The organism is Novosphingobium sp. CF614, from assembly GCF_900113255.1.
GTDB lineage: Bacteria > Pseudomonadota > Alphaproteobacteria > Sphingomonadales > Sphingomonadaceae > Novosphingobium.
The window spans coordinates 15185-27265 of record NZ_FOOR01000010.1 but is presented as its reverse complement, the minus strand read 5'-3'; the positions used below and the strand labels follow the sequence as shown (position 1 = coordinate 27265).

General features: G+C 62.0%; 10 protein-coding genes. 5 read left to right on the top strand and 5 right to left on the bottom strand.

Annotated elements, in window-relative coordinates; genetic code table 11:
• Positions 1–55: 55 nt before the first annotated feature.
• Genes BM052_RS12385 through BM052_RS12370 form a run of 4 tightly spaced genes read right to left on the bottom strand, consistent with a single transcriptional unit; the run spans position 56 to position 5468 of the window.
• Positions 56–1315, bottom strand: coding sequence for a polysaccharide pyruvyl transferase family protein (locus tag BM052_RS12385; RefSeq protein WP_091147302.1), 1260 nt, complete (start codon positions 1313–1315; stop codon positions 56–58).
• Between the two features lie 53 nt (positions 1316–1368).
• Positions 1369–2346: an NAD-dependent epimerase/dehydratase family protein gene (locus BM052_RS12380; protein WP_091147300.1), complete on the bottom strand. Its 978-nt coding sequence runs from the start codon at positions 2344–2346 to the stop codon at positions 1369–1371.
• A 37-nt stretch (positions 2347–2383) separates the two neighbouring features.
• Positions 2384–3139, bottom strand: coding sequence for an acylneuraminate cytidylyltransferase family protein (locus BM052_RS12375; protein ID WP_091147297.1), 756 nt, complete (start codon positions 3137–3139; stop codon positions 2384–2386).
• Between the two features lie 22 nt (positions 3140–3161).
• Entirely contained in the window at positions 3162–5468 is a 2307-nt protein-coding gene (locus tag BM052_RS12370) for an N-acetylneuraminate synthase family protein (RefSeq protein ID WP_091147295.1), read from the bottom strand.
• Positions 5469–5782: 314 nt separating this feature from the next.
• Between BM052_RS12370 and BM052_RS12365 the strand changes: the two genes are divergently transcribed.
• Both BM052_RS12365 and BM052_RS12360 read left to right on the top strand, forming a co-directional pair.
• On the top strand, positions 5783–7363 hold the full coding sequence (locus BM052_RS12365) for a glycosyltransferase family 2 protein (protein WP_255406114.1): 1581 nt from the start codon (positions 5783–5785) through the stop codon (positions 7361–7363).
• An 11-nt stretch (positions 7364–7374) separates the two neighbouring features.
• Positions 7375–8187: a DUF5672 family protein gene (locus tag BM052_RS12360; protein ID WP_255406113.1), complete on the top strand. Its 813-nt coding sequence runs from the start codon at positions 7375–7377 to the stop codon at positions 8185–8187.
• Between the two features lie 81 nt (positions 8188–8268).
• Here BM052_RS12360 and BM052_RS12355 read toward each other — a convergent pair whose 3' ends face one another.
• Entirely contained in the window at positions 8269–9225 is a 957-nt protein-coding gene (locus BM052_RS12355) for a phytanoyl-CoA dioxygenase family protein (RefSeq protein WP_091147430.1), read from the bottom strand.
• Positions 9226–9454: 229 nt separating this feature from the next.
• Here BM052_RS12355 and BM052_RS12350 point away from each other — a divergent pair, with 229 nt between their 5' ends.
• The 3 genes from BM052_RS12350 to BM052_RS12340 are packed head-to-tail and all read left to right on the top strand — an operon-like array spanning position 9455 to position 12061.
• Positions 9455–10615 (top strand): KpsE/RkpR family capsule polysaccharide export protein, encoded by a 1161-nt coding sequence (locus tag BM052_RS12350; RefSeq protein ID WP_091147290.1) that lies wholly within the window; start codon positions 9455–9457, stop codon positions 10613–10615.
• A 4-nt stretch (positions 10616–10619) separates the two neighbouring features.
• On the top strand, positions 10620–11417 hold the full coding sequence (locus tag BM052_RS12345) for an ABC transporter permease (protein WP_091147288.1): 798 nt from the start codon (positions 10620–10622) through the stop codon (positions 11415–11417).
• A complete protein-coding gene (locus BM052_RS12340) occupies positions 11414–12061 on the top strand; it encodes an ABC transporter ATP-binding protein (protein WP_091147286.1) in 648 nt (215 codons plus the stop codon). Before BM052_RS12345 ends, BM052_RS12340 begins: the two co-directional genes overlap by 4 nt.
• Positions 12062–12081 lie beyond the last annotated feature (20 nt).

Sequence of the window (12081 nt, the reverse complement as noted above, 5' to 3'; positions counted from 1 at the left end):
CTTATCTCCGCGCTAGGCTAAGCTAGCCGTCCATCTGCGTCGCTATTTTTGCACGCTATATTGACGTTTTCACCCGAATTTCATCAAGATTTCGCACCGTCGTATCCCATAAACCCTGCTGTGCAATATCAACGTTCGCGTGCGCAACCTCCGGATCGTCGTCATGGGCCTTGATCGCGGCAATCAGCCGGTCATCAAGTGCGACATCGTCCATCTCGATGCCCCACTCGGGATGGCCAATGTCCTCCAGGAAGAACCCCAGCTTGTCGTGCGAGATGAGCGAGATGATGGCATTGCCCACGCCGAAAGGAATCATCTGTGCATGGCCGCGCATGCCGATCGTGAGCGGCATGTTCGCATAGAACCCCACGATCTCGCGCCAGTCCAACAGGTTAAGCCGTACCACCTCGACCGGCACGTCCGTGCTACGCATGAAAGCCACCGCCGGATCGTCGTCGAAGCCGTGGACCGCCAGCTTGATCTTCCAGCCCTGCTGCACCGCCCAGCGCATTGCGTTGGCCACCTTACCAAGTCGCTGTTCCGCCTGGCCGCCATAACGCTTGTCCGCGCGGTCGAACGCCAAGTTGAGGGCCAGTTCCTTGCGAAACGGTGCGCGATGGTCAGGCTGCATTCCAGCATGGAAGCGACGCAGCACAGTCGTCGGGCAGGGTTGGAACACCACCTTCTCGCGCAGTTCGGCCGGCAAGTGTTCGAGCAAACGTTGCTGGCTGCCCCGATTGCGCACGCCGAAGAAGGCGCTCTTCGCCACGACCGTCTCGATGTGGCGGTCGAACTCGCCCGCGAAGCTGCGGCTGCCGCGAAACTGGTTATAGCCGATGGCATAGACGATGATCGGCATCGTCAGCCGCTCGACGTTCTCGCGCGTGACGTTCCATTGCCAGCCCGAGGCCGTAGGCTTCGAGGTCTCGCTCATCATCAGGCCGCCGCCCCCGATGACCAGGGCGCTGGCGAGCTTGTTGTATCGTTCGACGTCGTCGGCGGTGGTTTCCTTGCGCAGCTGGCGGCGAACCCAATTTCGCGGCCCCAGCTGATGGTCGAACACCTCGCGCACCGCGCGGTAAAGCACGGTGTCTCCAGCGTTGCCGCGCGGATCGTGTACGGAATAATGAAGGAACTGATGATCCGAACCGGCGCGCATCCGGTTGGCAAGCTCATCGGAACCGCGGCGAAAGGCGTATCCGGCAAAACGCGCCATCGCCGGCAGCAAGTCGTCCGGCTGCGTGCGCAGACGGGCTAGCGGCCGGTCCCTGAGCTTGCCGCTGGGTGCCGTGAGGGAAATCGCGCGTGATGCCATATATCGTCCGTACCTTACTTTTGCCTGGGCGCTAAGCGCCCTTTGAGGGCGGCTTATGCGGGCCTCATCCGCTCGTGGCCCCGTATCCAGGCCGCAGTCTGCTCGACCCCCTCGCGCAGGCTGAACGGCAGTTCCCCCGCCACCGCCGCCACTGTGGAAGAGTCGTAAGTCATTTCGGCGACAAGATTGTTCAGCCGGAAGCTGGTAAGCGGAGCAGCTGGCATGTGCAGGCGCTCCATCAAGTCACCCGCCGCCGCCGCCAGCTTCAGCACTCCGAACGGCACGCTGCGCACCTTCGGCGCGTCCATCGCCGCGCGGATCATCTCGGTCCATTCGCCCACTTCAAGCGGGGGATAATCACATAGATAAAAGGTGTTGCCATCAATCGGCTGCTGCGTGTGGGCGATCCGATCGAGCTCATGCACGGTGTTGCCGACGAAACCAAAGGACTTGTGGATCACCCGTCCGCGCGGCAGCACGAACAGCCCTTTGCCAACGAGGCGGAAGAACATGTCGTAGGGCGTGGCGAACCAGGGCCCCCAAATCGAAGTGGGGCGCACGATTGTCCAGGGCTTGCGCGTCTGCGCGGCGCGGACCAGCTTCTCGGTCTCGATCTTGCTTTCGCCATATGGCGTGGTCGGGCGATAGTCAGTGTCGCTTTTGGGCTGGTAGCCGATTTCGCAGACCAAGCGTGAGGACGCGACGACGACCCGCCGCAACGCCTCGCACCGATCGACCACCGCCATGAGGTTGGCAACCCCCTCCACGTTCGCAGCATAGTCTCCCACGCTGCGTCCTCTCAAGTCGGTACGAGCGCCAAGATGGAAAAGATAGTCGGGGTCAAACGCCTCCAGCGTATCGCCCAGCGCCTTGCGGTCGAGCAGGTCGACCTGGCGATGGACGTCGCCGTTCTGCGGATTGCGCGGCGGAACGATATCCAGCCCGAGGACGTCGGCCCCCTGCTGCTTGTAACGCGAGACAAGGTTCGTGCCGATGAAGCCCGAACTGCCGGTGATGGCAATCCTTACCATACGGGTCTACCGCCTACCTTATACATCCATCCTGTCATCATGAGGCCTCCCCTACCGGCTCTGCAATGACATGGCGCAGGATGGCGGGCATCGTCTCGTCGAAGGCCAACTCGGCAAGCTGGAAGTCACGCAGCGTGTCAATGTCGATAGCCAGGTCGCGATCCACGTGAAGCGGGGCGATCTGCGTGCCCGTCATCGATCCGGCGCGGATCGTATCGCTGCGGATTACGTCGAGTTGACCTGTGTGCCAGTAAGCCAGCGGCAGCTTCTGGCGCGGCATGTTATAGGGCTCGGACATGCCTTCCACCGTGAGTAGCGGCGAAAGCCGTGCGCCGTCGTGCGATAGCGACCACATCTTGTAGGGCGTCGGTTCTGCCGAAGTAACGGACCGCACGCAGGTAATCGCCAGATCGGCACGCATCCGCTCGACCGCCGCGTCGATCCAGGCAGGGTCGCGGAACGGCGTCGTCGGACGCAGTTGCACGATGAGATCGGGCGATTTGCCATGATCGTCCAGCCAACTCAGCGCATGTTCGAATACGTCGAGGTCGGTGGCGTTGTCCGAAGCCAGTTCTGCAGGACGCAAGAAGGGCGTCTCGGCACCATAGCTGCGGGCTATCGCCGCGATCTGCTCGCAATCGGTCGAGCACACCACACAGTCGACCGCGCCGCTGGCCCGGGCCGCCGCGATCGACCAAGCGATCAGCGGGTGTCCACCGAGCGAGCGGATATTCTTGCCCGGCAATCCCTTCGAACCGCTGCGGGCGAGGACTAGAGCGCAAACGCCAGTCATATTCTATCTCTCGCTCGCCGCCTCAGGTCCTCGCGGCAAGGCGAATGTCGGTGCCAACCGCCGGCCCGCTCGCGGCGTTGCGACCGAACGACTCTTCTAGCTTATCGAGCGCGAACCAGAAACCGGCGCCACCGTCCTTGTGACCCTGCCAGATCTCGGGGATGAAACTGGCCTTCGGGCACTTCTCGTCGAGGACTTGGGCGATCATGTCGAAATCGACCATGCCCTCGCCGATCTGCAGCCCTTCTCCATCCACATCCTTGGCATCAACCACATGCAGGTGCGCCGAATAAGGCCCGACCTTCTCGCAGAAGCCCTTCATCGACCAGCCATTGTGGTTGCAGGCTAGTTGCGAGTGCGAGATGTCGAAGCAGATGCGCATTGCGTTGCGATCGCAGAATTGCACTATCTCGTCGGCATCGATGAACAGGTTGTGGTAGCTCTGCCCGCCGAAGTGCCAAGGGAACGGCGGCATCGTCTGCGGGATTAACTCGGCGCCCTCGCGGTCTAGGCGAGAGAGACTATCCTCCATCCGCGCGTAGAGTTCGCGGCGTTTGTCGAGCGGCAGCGGCGCTGCCTTGGAGAAACCGCCCATGTTGACGATGATTAGCGGCGGCGTGACCGAACCCTTGTGATACTGGCGCAAATCGCGCGTTAGATCGATCACGCGCTGCAATTCGGCGATCGAATGACTACGATAGGCCTCGTCCGGGCTGGCGAGATCGAGGACGTGATCGCCCGCGAACAGTTCGGGCGCATGGACGACAAAATCGATGGCGAGCGGCTCGGGAAACCAGTCAGCCAGCGTCACATCCATGTCCTTGTAAGACAGGTGGTACTCAAGCAGCGTCATGTTCGTCTTGGCGAGCATGTCCTTGTAATCGTGCCAGCGGACTGGCAGGCCCCAGGGCCGCGCGAAGCGGAAGGTGCGTGGACCGATGACCTCGTCGGCGAGGTCGGAGGGGAAGAAGGGCGTGCGCGCCTTGACGTCGCGGCGGATGGTGCGACCGACCAAGCTATCAATCTGGTTGGGTTGGAGGCCTTGCCCAGGGCTTTGGGTCATCACCATGGCAGAGGTCACGACGGTGCCGGCAGCGATGTCCTCCACTGCGACAAGGCTCTTGGCGAGAACCTCGCGGTTCATCATCTCGCCCTGCGTCATCACGCGTTCGCCGCTGACGCCCATCGCCTCCTCGACGTTGCGAATCGCGGAAACCATCTGCGCAAATTCACCGGGCAGAAGCGAGACCTTGTGGTCGTTGCCTTCCATGTCGCGATCGACTGTGAAGTGCTTCTCAACCAGCACCGCGCCCTGCGCCACGGCCGAGATCGGCACCCACCACCCGCGCTCGTGACCGGAGTAACCGACAGGGCACTGCGCCACTTCAGCGAGCCGCGACATGTAGCGCATGTTCACGTCCTTGTAGGGCGTGGGATAGGTCGAGTTGCAGTGTAGCATACAGAACGGTGCGCCTTCGGACGCCAGCAACTCGGCGCTTTGGCGGATCTCAGCCTCATCCGACATGCCTGTCGAAAGGATCAGCGGCTTGCCGGTAGCGGCGAGTTGCCGCAGGAATTCGTGGTTGGTCAGGTCTGCCGATGCGACCTTGTAACCAGCGAGCCCGTAGCGCTCAAGTGCTTCCAGGCTTGGAAGGTCCCACGGCGTGCACAGCGGTTCCACTCCGAGATCCTTGGCATAGTCAAAGACTTCGAAGAGAGCTTCAGGCTCGAGATTGAAGCGAGCGAGTAGGTCGAGGGTGTACTGCGCACCGAGATCCTGCGATGCATCGTCACTTTTGCCCCCGCCGTAGAGCGACGACATGTCGCGCAACTGGAACTTGGCGGAATCGGCTCCCGCATCATGAGCAAGGCGCACGAGCTCCTTCGCCAGCGCTACGTCGCCATTATGGTTGTTGCCGATCTCGGCGATGATGTAGGCTGGATGACCCTTACCGACGGGTCGGCCATTGATTGACAACTCAAGGTTGCGCGGCAGTGCCACCGCAACGAGCCGTCCCTGTCCATCTACCAGCGGGATCGAACGGACACGATCGCTGAACAGCGCACCGATTTCGGCATGCGGCGTATCCACCGATACCGTGAGGCACCCGGGATTGGCTACCCGACCACATTCGGCGGCGAGATCGATCGATGCGCCAGTCATGAGCCAGCGCCGGATGTCGCCATCGGTCATCATGCCGACGACATGCCCGCTGCCGCTGACCACAACGACAAAGCCGGATTTGTTCTCGCTGATCTTGTTCAGCGCCGCGACGATGCTGTCGCCATCGAAGACCATGAAGCGCTGCACGTTACGTTCAATCCACATAGTGTCATCTCCGGAACACCCAATCCGCCCATACCATGTTGCACTGCAAAACCAACCCTGTTCCGAAATCAATGACGAGCATCAATTAGTGTCCTAATTGCTTGCGAGGGTGATGGTGCCGGGAGCGGCGCCCACCTGGAGGTCTGGATTGGCGGCAACCCGATAGGCTACCATTCCGCAGTCCTTTCTGGCTTTCCACTTGGCCGCGTGACGGCAAATGATTATCGGCAACCGCTATGCCCACGATCCGTCCTCGATCCTCGGCCCAGTCCCATGCCCCGCCTGACGCGAAGACGGCACAGGACACATGGCTCATGTTACGAGTCCATCTCCATGCCCTGCGCCATGCTCCGCGCGCCTACTTGACCGCAGCGTGGTGGCGTCTGTTCGGAAAGCGCGCGCGCGCGCGCGCGCAATTCGCGCCGTTGTTGGCGGTTTCGCCCCTGGCTTACCGCATCTGGCTGCGCGGCGAAGCGCCCGCTCGGGGTTATGACTATGGCAGGGCCGGGCCACCAATTTTCGCGTTAGTGGATGTCAGGGCAGGGCGGGGCGCACTGGACGAAACGCTGCGTAGCCTCGAGCAAGAGGGCGTGGTCGCGCTGGCGGTGGGCACACCAGACATTCCGGACCTAGCCGAAGCCGCCCGCCGTATCGACTGGCGCGATGGGGCCTGGCTCCTGCCGGTCGCTGTCGGGGATGTGCTGGCACCGGGCGCTGCTGCAGCCTATCGCCGCGCCACCGACTTCGTTGCTGGGACACGGACTCACGTCGTCTATGCCGACGACGACCTGCTTGATGCCGGGGGACAGCGCCATGCCCCACATTTCAAGCCGGGATGGAACGCCGAGCTTTACCGCCACTTCGACTACCTGACCGGCGCCTGCATCGTGCGCGCCGGCGCGACCGATCTTGCCGTCGCGTCCGGCGCAGACTGGGCCGTACGGCTCGTCGCCTTTGCGGTGGAAGGCAAGGGCACGCCGCAGCGCCTCCCACATGTCCTGCACCATCGCCGGTCGCGGCCTGCCCCCCGCGTGCCCGCCCGGGTGGTTCCCACGCCCGCGATGATCGGCGCGTTACCGCTGGTCAGCGTGCTCGTGCCCACGCGCAACCGGCTCAACCTGCTGCGCACCTGCATCAAGGGACTGGCGCGCACGGACTATCCCGACATGGAGGTGATCATCGTTGACAACGGCAGCGACGATCCCGCGACACTCGCTTGGCTTGACGCGCTCGACCCTGCCTGCCACCGGGTGTTGCGCGCGCCCGGGCCGTTCAACTTCTCCACGCTCAACAATCGCGCGGCTCACGAGGCGTGCGGGCAGCTGCTGTGCCTGCTCAACAATGACATCGAGGTCCTTTCGCCAGACTGGCTGGCGATCATGGCGGCTCACGCGCTGCGCCCAGAAGTGGGTGCTGTGGGCGCGCGGCTACTCTATCCCGACGGGCGCATTCAGCATGCCGGCGTCGTGCTGGGAGTGGGGGGAGGGGCCGCTCATGCCCATCGCCTGCTGCATCCGGACGAGGAAGGCTATTTCCGCCGTCACGCGCTACCGCAGTTCGTTTCGGCAGTGACCGCCGCGTGCCTGGTTGTCCAGCGCGCGCGTTTCGAGGCGGTGGGTGGTCTCGATGAGGCGAACTTCGCAGTCGCTTTCAACGACGTGGACTTGTGCATGCGGCTGAACGCGAGAGGGTGGCAGTCGCTCTACGAACCGCGCGCGACGCTGGTGCACCACGAATCCGTCTCGCGTGGGTTGGACCGTGATCCCGTGGGCGCGGCGCGGCTTGCTGGCGAATTGGCGGCGCTCAAGGCCCGCTGGAACACGGACGAGGTGGTGGACCCTTACCATCATCCGCAGCTCAACCGGTTCAGTGAGCGTTTCGTGGTGCGGTTGTAGGCGACCCAGGGATGACCATGCATTGCCATGCCGAGAACCATCCTCAGGCGCACACCCAGATCCGCTCCGACCGGCTCGCCCTGCCGCAGGTGACGCTGTGCGCGGTGACTTCGGTGAACGTGGCGGCCACCGTGCGTGCACTGGAGGCAAGCCTGGAGCAGGTCGCCTTCGCCGCCTGCAGGCTTCTGACCGACGTGCCCGTCCGGCCCCATCATCCTGAGATCGAGGTCGTGCTGATCGGACGGCTCGCCTCCTCGGCCGCCTATTCTGACTTCCTCCTGACGCAGTTGGTGGATCACGTGAAGACCTCGCATTGCCTCGTAACGCAGTGGGACGGGCACCTGCTCGATGCGAACCGCTGGCAGGCGCAGTTCCTCGACTGCGACTACATCGGCGCCAGCTGGCCGCAGTTCGGTGACGGGCACGACGTGGGCAACGGCGGTTTCTCACTACGCAGTCGGCGCCTCTTGGAAGCCTGCCGCGCGCCGCAGTTCCTACCCCTGCACCCCGAGGACGTTGCCATCGGCCGCACCAACCGCGACTGGCTCGAAGGGCAGGGCATGCGTTTCGCCCCGCGCGATCTCGCCGACCTTTTCGCGGCCGAGCGGACGGGAGATATCGAAACCGCTTTCGGCTATCACGGCGTTTTCAACATGCCGCGTGCCATCGGCGTGGACGCGTTCTGGACAATATACCAGGAACTGGACGATCTCGCCACGATCCGGCCGGATTTCAGGCGCCTGCTGCGAGCAGTGAGCCGCGGGCGCAACGGCGCCAAGCGCGCCGTGCGCATGATCGCCGACCGCGTGAGGTGGGTCCGGTAGAGATGACAACACCACGGCGCCGGCACCGCTTTACGCCCGGTCCAACCCGCAACCACGCCGATATTTGGACGCGGGTGTCGCTCAGGCCTTGGCGGAAAGCTGTCGCCAAAGCGTTCGGGCCCGTTTCCGGATGCTTCCGAGTCGAGGGGGGCGAGGTAAAGGCAGGATTTCGCCGAGAAAGCTGTTGGCGCGCTGGGCGCCGTCAGTGATGTCGACGAGGCGACGCATGTCGAGACGGCCGACCGCTTCGTCCGAGAAGGCGGGCGTATAATAGATACAGTCGTCGAAGAAGTAGTGTGTCACCTGCGACCACCGGGTGAGGCTCGGGTTGGTCTGAGGCGAGCCGCCGTGGAGCAGGTTCGCGCACCAAATCAGCGCCTGACCCTTGCGTGCGAGGAACTGCCCTTCTTCAGCGCCGAAGGCGGCCTGCAGGGCCCGCCAGGCAGGCCCGTAGGGATCTTGAGCGGAGGACAAGGCCGAGCCATGACCGCGGCGCCCGATCATCAGATTGGAGACGATCGGCCATCGATGCGATCCCGGGATGTAGAATAAGGGCCCAGCGTCGGGATGGATGTCCTCCATGGCAAGCCAGACCCCGCACATGAAGCGTTCGGGCAGGCTCGAAAAGTGTACGGAATCCGAGTGGGCCGCCTGCTGGGTGCCGAGCGGGAAGTTGAGGGTCTGGAACGGGAAGGCCCGTCGGCCGTATAAGCGCTCCAGCAGCGCTAGGATCTGTGTGTTGCCCGCGATTGCGCGAACATCCTGGTCGAAGGTCCAGGCATCCTGGATACGCCGATGCGCGGCCGTCTTATCTGCCCCGGGATTGATCAGGTCGATCCCCAGGCGCGGTGCGAGGTTCGCCTTGATACGCTCGATGCGCGCGTCGATGTCCGGATCGGGGAAATCGATCACGGCATAGCCCCGGGTGGACAGGTCGGCCCCTGTGGCTTGGTCCTCAGCCGAGAAACCATAGGCAGGATCGTCTGGACGGAACAGGGGAGATTCGATCCGGGGAATTCCTGGGAAAATCGCAGACATGATGAAATCGTACTCAGAAAAATCTTGGCGCGCCAGCGCATCGTACCTCGGAAACATTTCCGATGATCGGGTGCCACGCGCGACGAAACGACAGGACTCGGGCCTCGGCATGTCCAAAAGGATGCGGACTCTTGCGCTGATAGGTTGTATCGCTTAGCGGCGTTGGCTGTTTGGTACATCGCCAGGTGTAACATGTGCTTTCGCAATCAAGTCGGCTTGGAAAATTCAAATGAAGATTGATAGTGATATCCTGGCGGAAAATTCTATAAGAAGTCGATCCTCCTGGCTGCATTGGGTGATGAGGAGGAAGTGGTTCCTTATTTTTGTATTGGCACCTACAGTCGTGGCAGCCATATATTATGGTCTGATCGCTTCCGACGTGTACATTTCGGAATCCAGATTCGTGGTGAAGAGTCCGGATCAAAAAGGTTCGCAGCTGTCGTCATTGGCTAATCTGGTTCAGACCAAGAGCCTGTCGTCGGGTCAGGATCAGGCCAACGAAGTGCTTGATTACGTGCGGTCACGCAATGCCCTGGTCGACCTAGGGAAGGGCTATGACGTGACGCAGGCCTTTGCGCCGGCCGAGGCGGATTTTCTTTCGCGCTACCCTGGCGTCTTCCAGAACAACACGTTCGAGAGCCTTTACAAGTTCTACGGCAAAAAGGTCAGCGCCGAACTCGACACCGAGACCAGTTCCGTGATTATCCGGGTTCAGGCGTTCAGTCCGGAAGCAGCCTATCGCATCAACGCGCGGCTGCTCGATCTGAGCGAAGCCATGGTGAATCGGCTCAATGCACGCGCCCAGACGCGTGGTATCTCGGAGGCCGAGGTAAGGGTGTTCGAGGCGCGCAAGCGGGTCCGCGATGCCCGTGTGGCGCTGGCGCAGTACCGCAACGCGTCCGAGCTCATCGACCCGGTGAAGCAGGCTGGCGGTGCCTTGGAGATCTCCAATTCGCTGGTCAGCGAACGGGCCACACTGCAGGCCCAGCTGGACCAGATGGTGAGCATGACCCCGCGCAACCCGGCGATTCCCGCCTTGCGCGCACGCGTGAAGGCCTTGTCCAGCGAGATCGCCGAGCAGGAGGGTCGCATCGTGGGCGACCGCAATGGCATCGCCTCCAAGCTCTCTGGGTACGAAGCCTTGACGGTGGAGCAGGAGTTTGCGACGGAGAACCTGAACATCGCCAGCGCGGCGTTGGTTCAGGCGCGCGCCGACGCCGTGCACCAAAAGTTCTACCTGGAGCGCATTGTTGATCCGAACCGGCCCGACGAGCCCTTGCTGCCCAGACGCTTGTGGTCGGTGATCGTGGTCGCGGCCTCCGCCTTGTGTCTGTATTTCATCGGATGGATGCTCGTCATCGGAATTCTCGAACACGCGCCTGAGGATTGAGATCATGGCGCGCGCGAAACTTTCACGGTTCCGAAAGGGGCTGCAGACGCAACGGCGCGTCATCCACGCACTGATGATCCGTGAGCTCATAACCCGTTTCGGGCGCGAGAACATCGGCTTTCTCTGGATGATGGTGGAGCCGCTGCTCTTCGCCGGCTTGGTGGCGATCATCTGGCGTTACATGCGCGGGCCAGAGGAGCACGGGGTTGGCATCGTCGCCTTCGTCGTGACGGGCTATATTCCCATCACACTGTTTCGCCACGTCGTCTCGCGCAGCGTGGCCATCTTCCAGGCCAACAGCAGCCTGATGTACCACCGGCAGATACAGGTGCTTGACTTTGTCCTGGTCCGCTTCCTCATCGAGATGCTGGGCACGATGATGGCCTTCGTGTTCATTGCACTGCTGCTAATCGGCTTCGACGCGTTCCCGATCCCTGCGGATCCGGGACTCATGATCGGGGGCTGGCTGATCTACTGCATTTTCTCATTCTCGCTGTGCCTGGTGATCGCCCCGCTTTCCGAACTGTCGGAGGTGCTGGAGAAGTTTGTTCCGGTTACCACCTATGTCATGATTCCCTTCTCGGGATCCTTCAACATGGTGTCCTGGCTGACGCCAAGCCTGCGCGAGTACGTGTTATGGTCCCCCTTCGTGCATGGCACGGAGATGATGAGAGGAGGCATCTGGGGCACCAAGCTGGAGGTACATTATGACGTCTGGTATCCCCTGGGCGTCTCCATCGTGATTGCCGCGGTCGGGTTGGCACTGTGCCGTCGCGTCCGCCGGGGCTTGGTCGTCGAATGATTGTCTGCAAGGATATCTGCAAATCCTATCGGATGGGGCATGGGCGCAAGCACGTCCTGCGCGATATTAACCTGCGCATAGAACCTGCCGACAAGATCGCGTTTCTCGGGCGCAACGGTGCCGGCAAGTCGACGCTGATAAAGATGATCGGCGGCGTGGAGATGCCCACATCCGGCAAAATCCGGCGCCAGATGTCCGTATCCTGGCCGCTTGGCTTCAATGGTGGATTTCAAGGCAGCCTCACCGGCTACGACAATGCTCGGTTTATTTCCCGCATCTATGGCAAACACTATGCCTGGATGAAAGAGTTCGTCGAGGATTTCACGGAACTTGGCAGGCAACTGAGCATGCCGGTCAAGACGTACTCTTCGGGCATGCGCGCCAGGTTGGCTTTTGCACTGTCGCTGGCCATCGAGTTCGACTGCTATCTGATCGACGAGATCATCCTCGTAGGAGACAGCAACTTTCGCGAAAAATGTCAGCGCGAGCTGTTTGAAAAACGCAAGAATCGAGCCTTCATCCTTGCCTCGCACGACATGGGCGTCATTCAAGAGTTCTGCAACCGGGCGGTCGTCTTGAAAGACGGGCAGGCCACCGACACGCACGACGTCGCGCAGGCCATTGCGGAATACCAGCAACTGTAGATATTCGGCACTGCAGCGGG

Coding starts and splice junctions, on each gene's coding strand:
- BM052_RS12385 (WP_091147302.1), bottom strand. CDS start 1,315: ATGGCATCACGCGCGATTTCCCTCACGGCACCCAGCGGCAAGCTCAGG.
- BM052_RS12380 (WP_091147300.1), bottom strand. CDS start 2,346: ATGGTAAGGATTGCCATCACCGGCAGTTCGGGCTTCATCGGCACGAAC.
- BM052_RS12375 (WP_091147297.1), bottom strand. CDS start 3,139: ATGACTGGCGTTTGCGCTCTAGTCCTCGCCCGCAGCGGTTCGAAGGGA.
- BM052_RS12370 (WP_091147295.1), bottom strand. CDS start 5,468: ATGTGGATTGAACGTAACGTGCAGCGCTTCATGGTCTTCGATGGCGAC.
- BM052_RS12365 (WP_255406114.1), top strand. CDS start 5,783: ATGTTACGAGTCCATCTCCATGCCCTGCGCCATGCTCCGCGCGCCTAC.
- BM052_RS12360 (WP_255406113.1), top strand. CDS start 7,375: ATGACCATGCATTGCCATGCCGAGAACCATCCTCAGGCGCACACCCAG.
- BM052_RS12355 (WP_091147430.1), bottom strand. CDS start 9,225: ATGTCTGCGATTTTCCCAGGAATTCCCCGGATCGAATCTCCCCTGTTC.
- BM052_RS12350 (WP_091147290.1), top strand. CDS start 9,455: ATGAAGATTGATAGTGATATCCTGGCGGAAAATTCTATAAGAAGTCGA.
- BM052_RS12345 (WP_091147288.1), top strand. CDS start 10,620: ATGGCGCGCGCGAAACTTTCACGGTTCCGAAAGGGGCTGCAGACGCAA.
- BM052_RS12340 (WP_091147286.1), top strand. CDS start 11,414: ATGATTGTCTGCAAGGATATCTGCAAATCCTATCGGATGGGGCATGGG.